This window comes from Pseudomonas phenolilytica, from assembly GCF_021432765.1.
GTDB classification, from domain to species: Bacteria; Pseudomonadota; Gammaproteobacteria; order Pseudomonadales; family Pseudomonadaceae; genus Stutzerimonas; species Stutzerimonas phenolilytica.
In genome coordinates this window covers 1483949-1502400 of record NZ_CP058908.1, presented here as the reverse complement: position 1 = coordinate 1502400, position 18452 = coordinate 1483949, and the positions used below count along the sequence as shown (strand labels likewise).

16 protein-coding genes are annotated in these 18452 nt (G+C 66.0%); 7 read left to right on the top strand and 9 right to left on the bottom strand.

What is annotated here, in order from left to right:
- Positions 1-2 precede the first annotated feature (2 nt).
- Positions 3-1634, bottom strand: coding sequence for a putative bifunctional diguanylate cyclase/phosphodiesterase (locus tag HU825_RS07090; RefSeq protein WP_431978466.1), 1632 nt, complete (start codon positions 1632-1634; stop codon positions 3-5).
- Positions 1635-1860: 226 nt separating this feature from the next.
- Here HU825_RS07090 and rep point away from each other — a divergent pair, with 226 nt between their 5' ends.
- A complete protein-coding gene (rep, locus tag HU825_RS07085; protein ID WP_054094426.1) occupies positions 1861-3870 on the top strand; it encodes a DNA helicase Rep in 2010 nt (669 codons plus the stop codon).
- 176 nt (positions 3871-4046) lie between these two features.
- The gene (gene trhA / locus HU825_RS07080; protein WP_054094425.1) at positions 4047-4664 is read left to right on the top strand and encodes a PAQR family membrane homeostasis protein TrhA; all 618 of its coding nucleotides are present in this window, start codon (positions 4047-4049) and stop codon (positions 4662-4664) included.
- A 39-nt stretch (positions 4665-4703) separates the two neighbouring features.
- Here trhA and HU825_RS07075 read toward each other — a convergent pair whose 3' ends face one another.
- Both HU825_RS07075 and gap read right to left on the bottom strand, forming a co-directional pair.
- On the bottom strand, positions 4704-5870 hold the full coding sequence (locus HU825_RS07075) for an iron-containing alcohol dehydrogenase (protein WP_234303194.1): 1167 nt from the start codon (positions 5868-5870) through the stop codon (positions 4704-4706).
- Between the two features lie 104 nt (positions 5871-5974).
- Positions 5975-6985, bottom strand: a complete 1011-nt coding sequence (gene gap, locus HU825_RS07070) for a type I glyceraldehyde-3-phosphate dehydrogenase (protein WP_234303193.1) — start codon at positions 6983-6985, stop codon at positions 5975-5977.
- A gap of 194 nt (positions 6986-7179) precedes the next feature.
- Here gap and HU825_RS07065 point away from each other — a divergent pair, with 194 nt between their 5' ends.
- The gene (locus HU825_RS07065; RefSeq protein WP_008568395.1) at positions 7180-7752 is read left to right on the top strand and encodes a xanthine phosphoribosyltransferase; all 573 of its coding nucleotides are present in this window, start codon (positions 7180-7182) and stop codon (positions 7750-7752) included.
- A 63-nt stretch (positions 7753-7815) separates the two neighbouring features.
- Here HU825_RS07065 and HU825_RS07060 read toward each other — a convergent pair whose 3' ends face one another.
- From HU825_RS07060 to dadA, 5 genes are all read right to left on the bottom strand, one after another.
- Positions 7816-8241 (bottom strand): c-type cytochrome, encoded by a 426-nt coding sequence (locus HU825_RS07060; RefSeq protein WP_138300928.1) that lies wholly within the window; start codon positions 8239-8241, stop codon positions 7816-7818.
- Positions 8242-8371: 130 nt separating this feature from the next.
- On the bottom strand, positions 8372-8920 hold the full coding sequence (locus HU825_RS07055) for a cupin domain-containing protein (RefSeq protein WP_008568399.1): 549 nt from the start codon (positions 8918-8920) through the stop codon (positions 8372-8374).
- Between the two features lie 98 nt (positions 8921-9018).
- Positions 9019-9390 carry a RidA family protein gene (locus tag HU825_RS07050; protein ID WP_043297873.1) on the bottom strand — a complete coding sequence of 124 codons (372 nt, stop codon included), beginning with the start codon at positions 9388-9390 and terminating at the stop codon, positions 9019-9021.
- 55 nt (positions 9391-9445) lie between these two features.
- Positions 9446-10540: a YkvI family membrane protein gene (locus tag HU825_RS07045; RefSeq protein ID WP_043297872.1), complete on the bottom strand. Its 1095-nt coding sequence runs from the start codon at positions 10538-10540 to the stop codon at positions 9446-9448.
- Between the two features lie 186 nt (positions 10541-10726).
- Positions 10727-12025, bottom strand: coding sequence for a D-amino acid dehydrogenase (gene dadA / locus HU825_RS07040; protein WP_043297871.1), 1299 nt, complete (start codon positions 12023-12025; stop codon positions 10727-10729).
- Between the two features lie 148 nt (positions 12026-12173).
- Between dadA and HU825_RS07035 the strand changes: the two genes are divergently transcribed.
- From HU825_RS07035 to HU825_RS07020, 4 genes are all read left to right on the top strand, one after another.
- The gene (locus HU825_RS07035; RefSeq protein WP_043297870.1) at positions 12174-12662 is read left to right on the top strand and encodes an Lrp/AsnC ligand binding domain-containing protein; all 489 of its coding nucleotides are present in this window, start codon (positions 12174-12176) and stop codon (positions 12660-12662) included.
- Positions 12663-12795: 133 nt separating this feature from the next.
- Positions 12796-14100 (top strand): NAD(P)/FAD-dependent oxidoreductase, encoded by a 1305-nt coding sequence (locus tag HU825_RS07030; protein WP_234303192.1) that lies wholly within the window; start codon positions 12796-12798, stop codon positions 14098-14100.
- 46 nt (positions 14101-14146) lie between these two features.
- A complete protein-coding gene (locus HU825_RS07025) occupies positions 14147-15688 on the top strand; it encodes a phospholipase D family protein (protein ID WP_054094419.1) in 1542 nt (513 codons plus the stop codon).
- A 147-nt stretch (positions 15689-15835) separates the two neighbouring features.
- Positions 15836-16573 (top strand): hypothetical protein, encoded by a 738-nt coding sequence (locus tag HU825_RS07020; protein ID WP_156716117.1) that lies wholly within the window; start codon positions 15836-15838, stop codon positions 16571-16573.
- A gap of 7 nt (positions 16574-16580) precedes the next feature.
- Here HU825_RS07020 and HU825_RS07015 read toward each other — a convergent pair whose 3' ends face one another.
- Entirely contained in the window at positions 16581-17804 is a 1224-nt protein-coding gene (locus tag HU825_RS07015) for a methyl-accepting chemotaxis protein (protein WP_431978465.1), read from the bottom strand.
- Positions 17805-18452: the final 648 nt, after the last annotated feature.

Here is an 18452-nt window from a genome sequence, read left to right as displayed (position 1 = left end):
GCTCAGTGCGCCAGCCCGGCGCGGCGCTCGCCGCGCATGAAGACCGCCAGCTCGGCCAGCGGCAGCGGCCGGCTGACCAGATAGCCCTGGATCTGGTGCGCACCGAAGCGCTTGAGCTGCTCCAGCTGCGCGGCGGTTTCCACCCCTTCGGCGACGATTTCCAGCTGCAGGTCGCGGGCGAGGTTGACCATCGCATGCACCAGCCGGCGGTTGCCCTCCATGCCGGCGACAAAGCTCTTGTCGATCTTCAACAGCGCGATCGGCAGGCTGGAGAGGTGCACGAACGACGAGAAGCCGGTGCCGAAATCGTCCAGGGAAAACCGCACGCCGAGCTTGCGCAAGGTTTCCATGGTGCGCCGAACCTGCTCGCTGCGGCGCATCACCGCCGTTTCGGTCAGCTCGAATTCCAGCCAGTGCGGATCGATGCCGCATTCCTCGATCAGCCGGCTGAGCGTCGCCAGCAGCTGGCTGTCCTGGAACTGGCGGAACGACAGGTTGATCGCCATGTGCAGCGCATCGCCACCCTGCGCACGCAACGCCTGCAGGTCATGCAGGGCGCGGGCGATGACCCAGTAGCCGAGCGGAACGATCAGCCCGCTCTCCTCGGCCAGCGGAATGAACGCTTCGGGCGTCAGCAGGCCGCGCTCCGGGTGTGCCCAGCGCACCAGCGCCTCCAGCCCGAGAATCCGCCCGCTGCTCAGGCACAGGCGCGGCTGGTAGTGCAGCTCCAGCTCGCCACGACGCAGGGCCTTGCGCAGCTCGCTCTCCAGCTCGGCGAGGCCGCGCGCGCCGCGACTGGCCTGCTCGTCGTACAGTTGCCAGGTGCACCCCTGGCGGGACTTGGCCTGGCGCATGGCGCTCTGCGCATGCCACATCAGCGGGTCGGCGCCAATGCCCGGACGCGCCGACGCCAGCCCCAGGCTGCAGCCGAGCATCAGGCTCTCGCCGTCGACCCAGTAGGGTTCGGCGAGCGCTTCGACCAGACGATCGGCCATCTCGGCGGCGCGGCGTGGCCGTTCGCGCACGTCCAGCAGCAGGGCGAACTCGTCGCCGCCCAGCCGTCCCAGGGCATCACCCTCCTCCAGCTGCGCCTGCAGGCGCGCGACGATCTGCAGCATCAGCCGATCCCCGGCCTGGTGGCCGAGCGAGTCGTTGACGTGGCGAAAGTCGTCCAGATCCAGATAGCCGAGCACCAGCCCGCGCCCCTGGTGCTCGGCCAGCGCCGCCATCAGCAGGGCCTGGAAGCCCTGGCGATTGACCACGCCGGTGTATGGGTCGTACTCGCTCAGGCGCTGCAACGAGCCCTGCAGCCGGCAGCGCTCGCGTGCATAGCGCAGGCAGCGACGCAGCACGTCAGCACTGAACTGGTCGCGCACCAGCCAGTCGAGTACGCCTTCCGGTACTTCGGCCGGCTCGGCATCGAGCAGCAGGATCACCGGCCAGGGGCATTCGTGCGCGGGCGGCCGACAGGCTGGCGTCGTCAGCAGCAGGCCGCGGGCGCTATCGTCCAGCGTGGCCCGCGCCGTCGCCCAGTCCGGGGCAACCAGCAGCGCCGGCGCATCCGCCAGCTGCTCCAGGCAGCCACGCAGCTGTGTCGCCCACTCGGGGCGCTCGGCCAGCAGCAACAGTGACAGGGGTGCGATGGACGCGGACAAGCAGCCTCCCGGAGCGTGGTGAGATGGACGCAGGAAACGTCCGCTGTCGGACCAGCCTGCGCGAGCGGGCCGGCTCGACAAGATAAAGGAATAATCTCATTTACCAAGGCCCGCCAGCCGATCGGCCGCCGATCGGTCGTGAGCGAGCCGCTTCCCGGCGCTGGCCTGCTAAACTCGCGCCCCGCCTTCCACAACCCGAACGTCCATGTCCCGACTCAATCCCCGGCAGCAGGAAGCCGTGAACTACGTCGGCGGCCCGATGCTGGTGCTCGCCGGCGCCGGCTCCGGCAAGACCAGCGTGATCACCCGCAAGATCGCCTACCTGATCCAGCAATGCGGCATCCGCGCGCAGTACATCGTCGCAGTGACCTTCACCAACAAGGCCGCGCGCGAGATGAAGGAGCGCGTCAGCAGCCTGCTGCGCGGCGGCGAAGGCAAGGGCCTGACGGTATCGACCTTCCACAACCTGGGCCTGAACATCATCCGCAAGGAATATGTCCATCTGGGGTACAAGCCGGGCTTTTCGATCTTCGACGAAGGCGACATCAAGGCGCTGCTGAGCGACATCATGCAGAAGGAATACGCCGGCGATGACGGCGTAGACGAGATCAAGCACTACATCGGCAGCTGGAAGAACGACCTGGTCACCCCCGAGGAAGCGCTGGCCAGCGCGCGCAACCCCAAGGAGCAGACCGCCGCCGTCGTCTACACCCACTACCAGCGCACGCTCAAGGCGTACAACGCGGTGGATTTCGACGACCTGATCATGCAGCCGGTGAAGCTCTTCCAGGACCACCCCGAGGTGCTGGAGAAGTGGCGCAACAAGGTGCGCTACATGTTGGTGGACGAATACCAGGACACCAACGCCAGCCAGTACCTGCTGGTCAAACTGCTGGTGCAGCAGCGCGCGCACTTCACCGTGGTGGGCGACGACGACCAGTCGATCTATGCCTGGCGCGGCGCGCGGCCGGAAAACCTGATGCAGCTGAAGGAAGACTTTCCCTCGCTGAAGGTGGTGATGCTGGAGCAGAACTACCGCTCCACCAGCCGCATCCTCAAATGCGCCAACGTGCTGATCTCCAACAACCCGCACGCCTTCGAGAAGCAGCTGTGGTCGGAAATGGGCCATGGCGACCCGATCCGCGTGATCCGCTGCCGCAACGAAGAAGCCGAGGCCGAGCGCGTGGCGATGGAAATCCTCACGCTGCATCTGCGAACCCAGCGGCCCTACAGCGATTTCGCCATCCTCTACCGCGGCAACTACCAGGCCAAGCTGATCGAGCTGAAGCTGCAGCACCACCAGATACCCTATCGGCTGTCCGGCGGCACCAGCTTTTTCAGCCGCCAGGAAGTGAAGGACCTGATGAGCTACTTCCGCCTGCTGGTCAACCCGGACGACGACAACGCCTTCCTGCGGGTGATCAACGTGCCGCGCCGCGAGATCGGTTCGACCACTTTGGAAAAGCTCGGCAACTATGCCAGCGCGCGCAAGATTTCCATGTACGCCGCCTGCGACGAGATCGGCCTCGGCGAGCTGATGGACAGCCGCTTCACCGACCGCCTGGCGCGCTTCAAGCGCTACATGGACAACCTGCGCCAGCAGTGCGCGCAGAACGACCCCATCGCCGCGTTGCGCAGCATGGTCATGGACATCGACTACGAGACCTGGGTGCGCAGCCAGACCTCCAGCGACAAGGCCGCGGACTTCCGCATGGGCAACGTCTGGTTCCTCATCGACGCGCTGAAGAACACTCTGGAGCGCGACGAGGAAGGCGAGATGACCATCGAGGAGGCCATCGCCAAGCTGGTGCTGCGCGACATGCTCGAACGCCAGCAGGAAGAGGAAGAAGGCGCCGAGGGCGTGCAGATGATGACCCTGCACGCGAGCAAGGGCCTGGAGTTTCCCTACGTGTTCATCATGGGCATGGAGGAGGAAATCCTCCCGCACCGCTCCAGCATCGAAGCCGACACCATCGAGGAAGAACGCCGCCTGGCCTATGTCGGCATCACCCGCGCGCGGCAGAACCTGGCGATGACCTTCGCCGCCAAGCGCAAGCAGTACGGCGAAATCATCGAATGCATGCCCAGCCGGTTCCTCGACGAACTGCCGCCCGAAGACCTGGAATGGGAAGGCCAGGAAGACGCGCCGGTGGAAGTGAAGGCCGCGCGTGGCAACGACGCACTGGCAGCGATGCGCGCGATGCTCAAGCGCTGACGACAGGCGGCGCGAGGTCGGCGCAGCCGCGCGTCGACGGAGCAACGAAGCCCTCGCGCGGGCACAACGCGGCGCCGCCATCTGGTCCATTTCGCTGATCGTTCATCGATTTGACTGTATCCGGTCATGCGGACGCGGCATGCTGGGCCTGTCGCATCTGCGCGGAGACCCCCCCGATGTACCACGGCGAACGCTTCAACGCCTGGACGCACCTGGTCGGTGCCGTACTCGCCAGCCTGGGCGCCATCTGGCTGCAAGTGCTGGCCACGCTCGGCGGATCGCTCGCCGAGATAGTCAGCGTGGCGATCTACGGCCTCAGCCTGGTGCTGCTCTACAGCATCTCCACCCTCTACCACAGCCTGCGCGGGCGGGCGAAGGTGATCATGCGCAAGCTCGATCACCTGTCGATCTACCTGCTGATTGCCGGCAGCTATACGCCATTCTGCCTGGTCACGCTGGCCGGTCCCTGGGGCTGGACGCTGTTCGGCGTGGTCTGGAGCCTGGCGTTGATCGGCATGCTGCAGGAGATCAAGCCACGCTCGGAAGCGCGGATTCTCTCGCTGGTGATCTACGCGGTGATGGGCTGGATCGTCCTGGTGGCGGTCAAGCCGCTGCTCGCCGCGCTCGGCGGCGCGGGCTTCGCCTGGCTGCTGGCCGGCGGCATCTGCTACACGGTGGGCATCGTGTTCTTCGTCTTCGACGAGCGCTTCCGCCACTGGCACGGCATCTGGCACCTGTTCGTGATGGGCGGCAGCCTGCTGCACTTCATCGCGGTGCTGTTCTACGTGCTGTGAACGGCGCCGACGGCCACGATCGCCGCGCGGCGCCGGCGTTCACGCCTGGTTCCAGACCGTCTCGTACAGCTCGACGATTTCCGCCTGCGTCGGCACGCGCGGGTTGTTGCCCGGCGAACCGGACGCCAGCGCCTGCTGCGCCATCGTCTCGCGCAATGCGAAGAAGCGCTCGCGGGCGATGCCGTACTGGCCGGGACTCGGCACCTGCAATTCACGGTTCAGCGCCTGCAACTCAGCCAGCAGCCGCTGGTTGGCGGCCTCGACGCTGTCGGTCTGTGCCGCAACGCCCATCGCACGGGCGCAATCGGCGTAGCGCTCGGGCGCGGCAGGAATCGAGAAGGCGGTGACCGCCGGCAGCAGCATGGCGTTCGACAGCCCGTGCGGCACATGGAAAAACGCACCGATTGGCCGACTCATGCCGTGCACCAGCGCCACCGAGGCGTTGGAGAAGGCGATGCCAGCCAGCGTCGCGCCGAGCATCATCGCCTCGCGCGCGGCACGGTTGCCCGCTTCGTGGAAGGCGGTACGCAGGTTGGGCGCCAGCAGGCGCATGGCCTGCAGGGCCTGGGCATCGCTGTAACCGCTGGCCTTGCGGCTGACGTACGCCTCGATGGCGTGGGTCAGCGCGTCCAGACCAGTATCGGCGGTGACCCGTGGCGGCAGCGAAAGGGTCAGCTCGTAGTCGATCAGCGCGGCGACCGGCATGAAACCGAGACCGGCGCAGAGCATTTTCTCGTCGCTGGTTTCGTCGGTAATGATGGTGAAGCGCGTCGCTTCCGAGCCGGTGCCGGCGGTGGTGGGAATGGCGATCAGCGGCAGGCCGGGCTCGCACACATCACGCGGGAAACGATAGTCGCGCATCTCGCCGCCGTAGCGGCCGAGGATGCCGATGGCCTTGGCCGAGTCGATCGGGCTGCCGCCGCCAAGGGCGACGATGGAATCGAAGTCGCCATCGCGGACCATCTGCACGCCGGCGCGGATCGACGCCGCGGTAGGCTCCGGCAGCGTGTCGGCGAAGCGCTGACTGGCGATTCCCGCCGCCTGCAGCTGTTCTTCGAGGCGATCGACATAGCCCAGCTCGACCATCATGCGGTCGGTGACGATCAGCGGGCGACTGCAGCCCAGGCTGCGCAGCACGACGGCAAGCTGCTGGCTGGCGCCAGCGCCGATTTCCATCAGGCGCGGCAGGACGATGCGATGACTCATGGGCTCTCTCCGGCAGTTAATGGCGCTGGGGTTCAGCGAGTATAGACAGCACCACCCAGCCGCCCGCCGCGGCGTCGCGAGCGGACGGCGGGTGTGGTATCCGCTCAGGCGGCCGGCTGCGGGTTCCAGTGCAGCAGCACGTCGAGCATGCGGTTGGAGAAGCCCCATTCGTTGTCATACCAGGCCAATACCTTGACCAGCTCGCCCTGCACGCGGGTATGGCTGAGGTCGGCCACACAGGACGCCGGATAGCCGTTGAAGTCGCAGGACACCAGCGCCTCCTCGGTGCACTCCATCACGCCGGCCGGCAGCCGCTGCGCGCCCTCGCGCAGGATGCGGTTGATCGCCTCGACGCCCTGCGGCGCACGGTCGGCGACGAAGGTCAGGTCCACCAGCGAGACGTTCGGCGTCGGCACCCGCACCGACAGGCCATCCAGCCGCCCGGCCAGCTCCGGCAGCACCAGGCCGATGGCCTTGGCCGCGCCGGTGGTCGACGGGATCATCGACAGCGCCGCGGCGCGCGCGCGGTAGAGGTCCTTGTGGGCCTTGTCCAGCAGGTTCTGGTCGTTGGTGTAGGAGTGCACGGTGTTCAGCAGCCCTTGGCGAATGCCCACCGCCTCGTGCAGCACCTTGGCCAGCGGTGCCAGGCAGTTGGTGGTACAGGAAGCATTGGAGATCACCTGCTGGTCGCCCAGCAGCTGGTGGTTGACGCCATAGACCACGGTCAGGTCGGCGCCATCCAGCGGATGCGAGGCGAACACCCGGCGCGCACCGGCCTGCAGGTGCTGCTCGACCAGGACGCGCTGCTTGAACTTGCCGGTGCATTCGAGCACCACGTCGACGCCCAGCTCGCCCCACGGCAGCCGGCTCGCCTCGCGCTCGGCGAGCAGGCGGATGCTCTGACCGCCGACGACCATCGCCTCGCCCTGCAGCTCCACCGGCTGCGGAAACCGACCGAACGTCGAGTCGAAGCGCGTCAGGTGCACCAGCGTGCCGTGCTCGCTGAGATCGTTGATGGCGACGATCTGCACCTGCTCCTGCAGGCCACGCTCGAACAAGGCCCGCACGACCGCACGACCGATTCGTCCATACCCGTTGATAGCAATACGCAACATGCGTGATTCCCCGCTGGTTGAAATGGCCTTCCAGCTTAGGCGGCTTATCCTTACAGGTGTTCAGTCATTTAGGCGCATGTCGGATTTTTGCACTGCCCGCCAGGATTGCGCGAAAATGCGCGGCTTTCCAGGCTGCGCCGCCCCGCTCGGGACCCGGCCAGGCCTGCCCGAGGCCCTTTCGAGGTAGCACGTACGTGGAACTACTGAAACAGAAAATCCGCAGCGAAGGCATCGTTCTGTCCGAGCGCGTGCTCAAGGTCGACGCCTTTCTCAATCACCAGATCGATCCGCGACTGATGCAGCAGATCGGCCAGGAATTCGCCCGCCGCTTTCGCGATGCCGGCGTCACCAAGATCGTCACCCTCGAAGCGTCCGGCATCGCGCCGGCGGTGATGACCGGGCTGGAACTCGGCGTGCCGGTGATCTTCGCGCGCAAGCACCAGTCGCTGACGATGACCGACAACCTGCTGACCGCCTCGGTGTACTCCTTCACCAAGCAGGTGGAGAGCACCATCGCGATTGCCGCTAACCACCTGTCGGCGACCGACCGGGTGCTGGTGATCGACGATTTCCTGGCCAACGGCAAGGCCGCCAAGGGCCTGCTGTCGATCATCGCGCAGGCTGGCGCGACCGTCGTCGGCCTGGGGATCGTCATCGAGAAGTCGTTCCAGAGCGGCCGACGCGAGCTGGAGGAAACCGGCCTGCGCATCGAATCGCTGGCGCGCATCGCCTCGCTGGAGAACGGCCAGGTGCAGTTCGTCGAGTGATGTGCAGATACGACAAAGCCGCCCGTAGGCGGCTTTGTCGGTGCAACGCTCAGCGTCTGTCGATCAGAGACCGGACATGTGCTTGATGGCGCCCTTGAGCTCGTCGTCTGAGCAGTCGCCACAGGTGCCTTTCGGCGGCATGGCATTGATGCCGCTGATGGCGCTCTTGAGCAGACCATCAAGCCCGCCCTTGGCGTCGGCACGTGCGCTCCAGGCCGCGGAGTCACCGCTCTTCGGCGCGTTGAGCAGGCCGGAGCCGTGGCAAGCGGTGCAGAACTTGCCGTAGATTTCTTCGCCGCTGCGTGCCGCACTACCGGCCGCCGCCGCAGCGCCGCCACCGGCCGCCGCACACTCTTGGCCTTGTACGCATACTTCGCCCACCGGCTTCAGACGCTCGGCGATAGCTTCGTCGGTCGCAGCCTGAGCGCTCATTGCCCACAGGGCCACTACGGCAGTCTGTGCTACCAGGATCTTCTTAATCAGGTTCACCTTTCACCCTCATTGTGGCTAGACACGCCCGCGGCCACGGTTCGCGAGCGGGCAGTAGTATAACGGCAAGCCCCACAAGCCGAAACAATTGCCATCGCTCGCGACTCTTTGTCGCATTGCGCGGCGCCGCTCAGAAGTTCGCCGGCGTGGTTGCGCTGATCAGCCGGGCCGGCGCGTCGAACGGATTGCGAAAACGGTGGGGTTTGCTGCTCTCGAAGTAGTAGCTGTCGCCAGTTTCGAGCACATAGGTCTGACCGTTGACCGTCAGCTCCAGCCGCCCCTCGACCAGCATGCCAGTCTCCTCGCCCTGGTGGGCGAGCATGTCCAGGCCGGTGTCCGCGCCGGGTGGATAGGTCTCGTCGAGAAAGGCGATGGCCCGGCTCGGATGCGCCTTGCCCACCAGTTTCATGCTCACCGCACCGTCGGAGATGTCGATCAGCTCGCTCGCCTTGTAGACCACCTGGGTGTCGCTGTCCTGCTCGAAATCCGGCGAGAAGAACTCCACCAGCGACATGGGAATGCCGCCGAGAACCTTTTTCAGCGAACTGATCGAGGGGCTGACGCTGTTCTTCTCGATCATGGAAATGGTGCTGTTGGTGACGCCCGCACGCTTGGCGAGTTCACGCTGAGACAGCCCCTTGAGCTTGCGGATGGTTTGCAGCCGAACGCCGACGTCCAATACGAGCTCTCCTATCAAGAGCGAAACGACAGGCTGTCATGATGGCAACGGCGTTCGGAATTTACAACACGCTGGCGCGCTATCCGGTGCACCTGCTGTCAGAGGTTCGGCCCGGACAGGTCCGGTAACGCGGCCACCACGGTGATTTCCACCCGCACCTGCGGCGAATACATCAGTGCCTGTACGGTGGTACGCGCCGGTGCGGAACCTTTGGGCAACCACTCATCCCAGACTTCGTTCATGCCGTCGTAGTCGGCCATGTCGCGCAGATGGATCAGCGCCGAAAGCAGGCGCGAGCGGTCGCTGCCGGCCTCGGCCAGCATGCGGTCGATGCTCAGCAGGGTTTCGCGGGTCTGCTGGCGAATGTCGCCCGACAGATCGTCGGCCAGTTGCCCGGACAGGTAGACCGTGCCGCGGTGGATGACTGCCTCGCTGTAGCGGGCGGTAGTGTGCAGACGCTGGATGGGCATTCAATTCTCCTCGAACGAGTGGCGCCGGCCTGCAGTGGGCCGGCACCGGGCAGTGTCAGGATAGCGGGCTCAGCTCGCGTTTTTGCACTTCGAGGTTCGCGCGGGAGCGGCCGCGCACCCAGCTGAAGACGATGGCAAGGATCAGCGCAAAGCCGACGTAGCCGAGCAGCGGATACACGGTGCCGACCAGCTTGCTGAAACCGCCCAGGCTCAGCGCCAGGCCGATGCACACCGAAATCGCGCTGAAGCCCTTGAAACGTGCCGACTCGGGCTTGGCGAAACGTGCGCTGAAGGCGAAGAACATGCCGACGGCGGTGCTATAGACCATGCAGATCAGCGCTACCGACATGACCACCGACAGTAGCGGCGAAATCCGCGACGCCAGCGCCAGGGTCGGCATCTCGATGCCCTGCAGCTGGTTGATATTGGCGAACAGGCCGACGTTCAGCAGCAGGATCAGCACGCCCAGGCCGAGCCCGCCGAGCACACCGCCCAGCCCCGCAGCCTTGGATTGCTTGGTCATTCCGCCGATCACCGCGAGCATCGGGAATCCTACGGCGATGTTGAACGAGGCATAGAGCAGCGCGCCGACGAACCAGTTGGAGCTGACCGTCTCGTTGTTCTCGCGGGCGACCGCATCGAGGGTTTCGACCGAGGCGTTGTAGTTGAATATCGAGTAGGTGGTGATGATCAGCACCATCGCCAGCAGGAACGGCATCACCGCGCTGATCAGATCGATGATGCGCTTGACGTTCAGGCACAGCGTGGCGATCACCAGCACGGTCATCAGCACGCCGCCGAACAGCGGATGCATGCCGTACTGTTGGGCGAAGATCGATCCGCAGCCGGCCAGCATGACCACGCCCACGCCATAGAGGAAGAATGACAGCACCACGTCGACGGCCAGACCGACGCGCGCGCCGAACAGGCTGTAGAGGACTTCCTTGTGCGAGTTGGCCTGCATCTTCGAGCTCATGCGGGCGATCTGCATGCCGAGGAAGGCGAACAGCAGGCCACTGACCAGCGTACCGGCGACGCCGACCAGCCCGTAGCCGGTGAAGAATTGGAGGACTTCCTGGCCGGAGGCGAAGCCACCACCGATAACCACGGACATATAAGCCAGCGCAATCTGGATCGATTGTTTGTTCATTACATTCATCTCGTTCTTAGATTTGTAGGTACGAGGAACGACTGCAGATGTCAGCTCATTCCGGTGAAACGCTGCTCCAGGCGGGGAACAGATGAGCGGCTCCGGCTCGCTGATAGATCCATGTCACTCGACCGGGTGTCAGCGTGGCGGACACCCGGTCGACGGTTATTGCAGGGGGTTGAGGGGTCAGTGGGCGGAAGCCGGCCGACCGTGGCCGGATACCTCGCTGCGGCTGCTATAGCGGGAAATATCCAGACCCTGCGCGCTGATCTGCGGACGCTTCTTCGCGATCAGATCGGCAAGCAGGCTACCGGAGCCACAGGCCATGGTCCAACCGAGGGTCCCGTGGCCGGTGTTGAGGAACAGGTTGCGATAGCGCGTCGCGCCGACGATCGGCGTACCGTCCGGGGTCGCCGGGCGCAGTCCGGTCCAGAACTCGGCGCGGCTCAGGTCGCCGCCCTGCGGATATAGGTCGGCGGTGATCATCTCCAGCGTCTCGCGACGACGCGGGTTGAGCGACAGATCGAAGCCAGCGATCTCGGCCATGCCGCCGACGCGGATACGGTCGTCGAAGCGGGTGATGGCGACCTTGTAGGTCTCGTCGAGGATGGTCGAGGTCGGCGCCATCGCGGCGTCGGTGATCGGCACAGTCAGCGAATAGCCCTTGAGCGGGTAGATCGGCGCGCGGATGCCGAGCGGCTTGAGCAGCTGCGGCGAGTAGCTGCCCAGCGCCAGCACATACTGGTCGGCGCGCTCCAGCTGACCATCGATCCAGACCCCGGCGATGCGCTCGCCGTCGCTCTCCAGGCGCTCGATGTTCTGCCCGAAGCGAAACTCCACGCCCAGTTCACGCGCCATCTCGGCCAAGCGCGAGGTGAACAGGTAGCAGTCGCCGGTCTGATCATTGGGCAGGCGCAGGGCGCCGGCGAGCTTGTCGGAGACCTTGGCCAGCGCCGGTTCGACGCGCGCGATGCCGGCACGGTCGAGCACTTCGTAGGGGACGCCGGCCTGTTCGAGCACGGCGATGTCCTTGGCGGCGGCGTCCACTTGCGCCTGGGTGCGGAACAGCTGGGTGGTACCGAGCTGGCGTCCCTCATAGGCGATGCCGGTCTCGGCACGCAGCTCGTCGAGGCAATCGCGGCTGTATTCGGCCAGCCGCACCATGCGTTCCTTGTTCACCGCGTAGCGCGCAGCGGTGCAGTTGCGCAGCATCTGCGCCATCCACAGGTACTGGTCGAGGCTGCCGGTGAGTTTGATGGCCAGCGGCGCGTGGCGCTGCAGCAGCCACTTCATGGCCTTGAGCGGAATGCCCGGAGCGGCCCACGGCGAGGCGTAGCCGGGCGATACCTGGCCGGCGTTGGCGAAACTGGTTTCCAGGGCGACGCCGTCCTGGCGATCGACCACTACCACCTCGAACCCGGCTCGGGCCAGGTAGTACGCGCTGGCGGTGCCGACCACACCGCTGCCCAGGATCAGAACTCGCATGACTGTCGCCCTCCATCCGGCACGCCCGGATGTATCCGTTGTTGTTGGGCGGAGTGTAGGACGGCTGACTCAGTGGTATTCACTGTTTATCATGCGATTGTTGACGAAAATTCTCGCCAATATGGCTTTTACCGGAGGGGCATCCCCCATGAACAATTCCAACAAGGCCCGTCGGGAATTGGACCGGATCGACCGTTCGATCCTGCGCATCCTGCAGCAGGAGGGACGGATTTCGTTCACCGAACTGGGCGAGCGGGTCAACCTCTCGACCACCCCATGCACCGAGCGGGTGCGCCGTCTGGAGCGCGACGGGGTGATCCTCGGTTACCACGCACGACTCAATCCGCAGCTGCTGCGCGCCAACCTGCTGGTGTTCGTCGAGATCAGCCTGGACTACAAGTCCGGCGATACCTTCGAGGACTTCCGCCGCGCCGTGCTGCGGCTGCCGCACGTGCTGGAGTGCCACCTGGTGTCGGGCGACTTCGACTATCTGGTCAAGGCGCGCATTTCGGAGATGGCCTCCTATCGCAAGCTGCTCGGCGACATCCTGCTGAAACTGCCGCACGTGCGCGAATCCAAGAGTTACATCGTCATGGAAGAAGTGAAGGAATCGCTCGAGCTGCCGGTGCCGGACTAGAGCGCCTGCGTGCCCGTCCCGCTCCAGCGAGCCCGCCGCGGCCGCTGGCCGAACGGCGCCGGGCGTGCTTTGCTCGCTGCAGTGCCGAACCGTGACCTCCCCCTGAACCCCGCAGAGAATCCATTCCGAACCGATGACTCAGAACACCTCCCGCCAAGACTTTCACGCCCCCTCCTACTACGCCGCCAGCGCCAACCGTGCGCTGCGTTTCGCCGCGCTCGCCGGTGAGGCCCGCGCCGACGTCTGCATCGTCGGCGGCGGCTTTACCGGGCTGAATACCGCCATCGAACTCGCCGAGCGAGGGCTGTCGGTCATCCTCCTCGAAGCCCGGCGTATTGGCTGGGGTGCCAGCGGTCGGAACGGTGGCCAGCTGATCCGCGGTGTCGGCCACGATGTCGAGCAGTTCCGGCCGATCCTCGGCGAAGAGGGCGTCGACGAACTCAAGCGCATGGGCTTCGAAGCCGTCGAGATCGTCCGCCAGCGCATCGAGCGGCACGCCATCGATTGCGACCTGACCTGGGGCTATTGCGACCTGGCGACCAAGCCGCGCCATTTGGAAGGTTTCGAGCAGGACTACGCCGACCTGCTGCGTCTGGGCTACGCGCATCCGCTGCAGCGCATCTCGCGAGCCAACCTGCCGACGGTGATCGGCTCGCAGCGCTACATCGGCGGGCTGGTCGACATGGGTTCCGGGCACTTGCATCCGCTCAATCTGGCGCTCGGCGAGGCGGCCGTGGCGCAGACCCTGGGCGTGCGCCTGCACGAGGATTCCGCGGTCGAACGCATCGAGTACGGCACGCAGGTAAAGGTCCACACCGCCCACGGCGTGGTGCGCGCCAACCAGCTGGTGCTGGCCTGCAATGCCTATCTCGACGGCCTGCAGCCCAAGCTCGCGGGCAAGGTGTTGCCGGCCGGCAGCTACATCATCGCCACCGAACGCCTGCCGGCGGCGCTGTGCCACGAACTGCTGCCGCAGAACATGGCGGTCTGCGATCAGCGCGTGGCGCTCGACTATTTCCGTCTCTCAGCCGACGGGCGACTGCTGTTCGGTGGTGCCTGCCATTATTCCGGGCGCGATCCCAAGGACATCGCCGCCTACATGCAGCCGAAGATGCTCGCGGTGTTTCCGCAGCTGGTGGGTATCGGCATCGAGTACCAGTGGGGCGGCATGATCGGCATCGGCGCCAACCGTCTGCCGCAGATCGGCCGGCTGCCGGAGCAGCCCAACATCTACTACGCCCAGGCTTATTCCGGCCACGGCCTGAACGCCACCCATCTGGCCGGCCGGCTGCTCGCCGAAGCCATCGCCGGGCGCGAGAGCCACGGCTTCGATCTGTTCGCCCGCGTGCCGCACCCGACCTTCCCCGGCGGCCCGGCCTTACGCTCGCCGCTGCTGGCGCTGGGCATGCTCTGGTATCGGTTGAAGGATCGCTTCTGACGGCGCGACGTCTAAGCTGCACGTGACCGGACCGGAAGGGAACACCGTGCGAGCGCTCCTGCTGCTGATCCTACTGCTGTCGCTTGCCGGCTGTGCCAGCCAGCCTGCGCCGGCGCCCTCCCACGCCACGGCGCCGGCGGACTCCTCGCTCGGCCGGCAGGTGCAGAGGCTGGCAGCCGCGCAGCCGGAGGGTCATTCCGGCCTGCGCCTGTTGCCTGAGAGCAGCGAGGCGTTCGCCGCCCGCGCCGAGCTGTTCCGTGCCGCGCGGCGCAGCCTGGATATCCAGTACTACATCGTGCATGACGGCCTCTCCACGCGCCTGCTGGTCGACGAGCTGCTGCGCGCCGCCGACCGTGGCGTGCGCGTCCGGCTGCTGCTCGACGACACCACCAGCGACGGGCAGGACTACCGCATCGCCACACTGGCAGCGCATCCGAATGTGCAGATCCGCGTGTTCAACCCGCTGCGCGCCGGCCGCAGCAACCCGGTCACGCGTACGCTCGGGCGGCTGCTGCATCTATCGCAGCAGCACCGGCGCATGCACAACAAGCTGCTGCTGGTCGACAGCAGCCTGGCGATCGTTGGCGGACGCAATCTGGGCGACGAGTATTTCGATGCCGATCGCAGCCTGAATTTCACCGACATCGACCTGCTAGCCGCCGGCCCGGTGGCGCGGCAGCTTGCCGACAGCTTCGACCAATACTGGAATCACCAGCTAAGCGTGCCGATCCAGCACTTCTTCTGGCGACCGCCGGCACGGCACAAGCTGAGCGAGGCGCGCGAGCAGCTCCAGCAGTATCTGCAGCAGGCGCGCCGCGACGATGGCCCGCTGTACCGCCGGCTGATCCGCTACCAGCGCGAGCCGCAACTGCAGCGCTGGCTGGATGAACTGATCTGGGCGCCCGCCGCGGCGCTTTGGGACGACCCCGACAAACTCCTGGCCGATGGCCCGCCCACGCAATTGCTGACCACCCAGCTGGCGCCGGCACTGACCGCGGTGCAGGATGAGCTGATGCTGGTGTCGGCGTACTTCGTGCCCACCGACAGCGGCGTCGACTACCTGGCCGAGCGTCACCGCGATGGCGTGACCATCCGCATCCTCACCAACTCGCTGGAAGCCACCGACGTGCCGGCCGTGCATGGCGGCTATGCACCCTACCGTCGACGCATGCTGGAACAGGGCGTGCAGCTGTTCGAACTGCGCCGCCAGCCCGACCAGAAGTCCTCCTACAGCTTCTTCGGCGAGTCTGAATCAAGCCTGCACAGCAAGGCGGCGGTGTTCGACCGCAAACGGGTGTTCATCGGCTCGCTCAACTTCGACCCGCGCTCGGTACTGTGGAACAGCGAAGTCGGCATCCTCGCACAGAGCCCGACGCTGGCCCGTGAGGTGCACCGACTGACGCTCGAGGGCATGGCACCGGCAAGCAGCTACGAGGTGAAGCTGGCCCGGCGCGGCGATACCCGCCAGCTGGTATGGATCGCCGAGGAGCAGGGCCGGCGCATCGTTCTCGAGCGCGAGCCAGGCGGATTCTGGCGCCGCCTGAACGCCTGGCTGGCCGATGTCGTTGGCCTGGAACGGATGCTCTGAGCACCACCCCTGTCGCTGGCCGTCCGGCAGCTCAGCGGCGAATCACACTTTGGGGTGATACCACTTGGCCACTGGTCCGCTAGGCTCTGGAAGCCAACTGCAACAAGCAGGCATCCGCTTCGATAAAAACAACAAAGGAGCACAACAATGCGCCATCGCACATGGATATGGCTGCTCGCCCTGATCGTCGCCTGGCTGCCCGGCCAGTCCCACAGCCAGACACTGTCCGCGCTGGAAAAACTGCAGATCCACGCCAGTCGCGCCACCAGCAGCCTGTTGCTGTATCGCGGCGAAGGCTTCCAGAAAGCCCACCTGGCGCGGATGGAAGCTGACATCCTGGCGCTCAACGAGGCCCTGCAGGGTGTTGCGAATCCCACCAGCGCGCTGCGCGACAGCCACCGCCAGTTACAGGCCAGGCTGCGCGAAGGTGCCGGTTTCGGTCGCGGCGAAGACGACATGCCCTGGGGCTGGCCGCTGGAAATGAGCAAGGCACTGCGCGAGTTCCTCACTGCCGTACGCGGCCAGCAGGGCGTCGAGGCCCACGCCGAGCTGCCGGCGAAAGTCGAATACCTCGCCGTGCAATACCTCAGCCGCGCCTACATCGGCAGTTTCGAGACGGCCCGCGAGCAGCCCGACACCTACCTCGGCCAGGACGAACGGCAGCTGGTGCCGGCCATCGACGCGCAACTGGCGCAGCTCGGCGAGCGCGGCGACCCGGCGCTAGCCCGGGTCAAGACGCGCTGGAGCTTTCTCAAGGTGGCGCTGCAGGACATGAACAGCGGCAGCAACAACTTCTCCACCGCCTCGGGCCGGCCGTTCGCGCCGATCATGGTCGACCGCCACACCCGCAGCCTGAGCGATCAGTGGATGGCGCTGGCGCCCTGAGCCGCCGTCAGGCCTGCGCCTCCGGCCGATAGCCCAGGCGCAGCCCGCCCCAGTGACGCCCCTTGACCATGATCGGCACCGAGAGGTCGTGCATCAGTTCGCCGGTGTCGCGGCTGTAGGTCTGCAGCAGCACGTTGCGCTGGTGGCTGCCGCAGCGTCCGCCGGTACGGTCGTTGAACAGCCGCTTGCTGCGACTGCGGCTGCGGTCGATCTCGGGATTGCCCACCGGCGGATGATTGAAGGCATTGTTGTGGGTCGGCACGTAGCCTTCCGGGGTGGTGGCGATGGCGTAGACGATCGCATCGTGGCGCGCCAGCAGCGGCTCCTGAATCGCCGGCAGCACGCCATCGGCGTACTTATCGAAGCGAGTGTGGTACTTCAACGGATCTGTACCCGGCTGCGCCTGGTAGTTGCGGTCGAACAGGTCGTTGACGGCGATGCGGCCGGCGTCGATATCCGCCTCGAAGCGCGCCGCGATATCCGCGGCCCCTTGGCGCGCAAGGTCGTAGATCGCCTGGTGATAGTCGTCGAGCTGTACCTCGGCGAGGCGCTCGCTCGCGCTCTCGGCCTGCGCCACCAGGCGTTCGGCGGCCTGCTCCAGCTGGCGGGTCTGCTGTTCGCTGTCCAGCGCATCGGCACGCAGCTGGTCGAGCGCGACGAACAACGCGGTCAGCCGTTCATGGTTGCTGGCCGTGCCGGAGGTGATCTCGGCGACCTGAGCCTCCACGCCGCCGGCCAGTTCGGTGATGCCGGTCAGCTGCTGGCCGGTACCGGCAATCTGCTCGGCGGCTTCGTCCAGTTCGCTGGCCTGCTGCTGGATATGGCTGACCACGGCGCTGCTCTGCTCGCGGATATCGGCGACCATCCGCCCGACTTCCTCGGTTGCGCTGGAGGTCCGTGCGGCGAGATTGCGCACCTCGTCGGCGACCACGGCGAAGCCGCGCCCCGCCTCGCCGGCCCGGGCCGCTTCGATGGCGGCGTTGAGCGCCAGCAGATTGGTCTGGCTGGCAATGGACTGGATCACATCGGTGATCTGGCGAATTTCCTCGGTACGCGCCGACAGACCGTCGATCAGCTCGCGGCTGGACTGGGTCTGCGCACTGAGCTGCTGCATGCGGGCGATGGCTTGCAACAGTTCGGTCTGCCCGGCATCGCTGCTACGCCGCACCGCCTGCGCTGCTTCCAGGGTATGACGGGCGCGCTCGGCGCTGTCCTGTCCGGTGGCGGCCATCGCCTCGGCGCCGTTGGCGATCTCGCTGACCGCCTGCAGCTGCGACTGCAGCCGGCCGGCCAGCTGCTCGGCGCTGAAGGCCACCTGGGCGGCCGACAGCGCGTTGTGGCAGGTGTGCCGGGAGAGACTCTTGCTCAGTTCGGTGAAGGCCTGCGGTTCGGCCCCAGCCGCACTGCTCGTCTCGTCGCCCGCACGCCAGACACCGAACCAGGGCACCAGCGCCACCCCAAGGATGAGTGCAGCCAGCAGCGGGAACGGCAGCGTGATTGCGTAGTGGAGCAGCAGCACAGCGCAGATGGCCAAAGCGTGCAGCAGGCAGGCGCGCGCGTTAAGGCGAGGGGAAGATCGCATGGACGGCCTCTGTTTGTTCTTGTCGATCGGCCAAGCGTTTTACCCATATTTCGCGACGAAAGTCAGTAGTGCCTTAGTAGCAAAGTGCCAACGGCGCGCCGCACCCGCGCTCGCGCAAGACGCGTGGCACACGGACGAACCGCCTGTGTCGCGGCAGCCAAGCCATGCCGCCGCCTTCGCTCCGCCGGTCGGATATCGAAATCGGCGTCCAGTGGCTTCAGGCGATGCAAAGGCATTTCACCGTGCGGAATAACGTTCTGCTTAATTGACCGAGCGCTCGGACACTGCCAGCCTGGA

Coding starts and splice junctions, on each gene's coding strand:
- HU825_RS07050 (WP_043297873.1), bottom strand. CDS start 9,390: ATGCCCATCCAGCGTCTGCACACTACCGCCCGCTACAGCGAGGCAGTC.
- HU825_RS07015 (WP_431978465.1), bottom strand. CDS start 17,804: ATGGCCGCCACCGGACAGGACAGCGCCGAGCGCGCCCGTCATACCCTG.
- trhA (WP_054094425.1), top strand. CDS start 4,047: ATGTACCACGGCGAACGCTTCAACGCCTGGACGCACCTGGTCGGTGCC.
- HU825_RS07045 (WP_043297872.1), bottom strand. CDS start 10,540: ATGAACAAACAATCGATCCAGATTGCGCTGGCTTATATGTCCGTGGTT.
- dadA (WP_043297871.1), bottom strand. CDS start 12,025: ATGCGAGTTCTGATCCTGGGCAGCGGTGTGGTCGGCACCGCCAGCGCG.
- HU825_RS07030 (WP_234303192.1), top strand. CDS start 12,796: ATGACTCAGAACACCTCCCGCCAAGACTTTCACGCCCCCTCCTACTAC.
- gap (WP_234303193.1), bottom strand. CDS start 6,985: ATGTTGCGTATTGCTATCAACGGGTATGGACGAATCGGTCGTGCGGTC.
- HU825_RS07020 (WP_156716117.1), top strand. CDS start 15,836: ATGCGCCATCGCACATGGATATGGCTGCTCGCCCTGATCGTCGCCTGG.
- rep (WP_054094426.1), top strand. CDS start 1,861: ATGTCCCGACTCAATCCCCGGCAGCAGGAAGCCGTGAACTACGTCGGC.
- HU825_RS07075 (WP_234303194.1), bottom strand. CDS start 5,870: ATGAGTCATCGCATCGTCCTGCCGCGCCTGATGGAAATCGGCGCTGGC.
- HU825_RS07035 (WP_043297870.1), top strand. CDS start 12,174: ATGAACAATTCCAACAAGGCCCGTCGGGAATTGGACCGGATCGACCGT.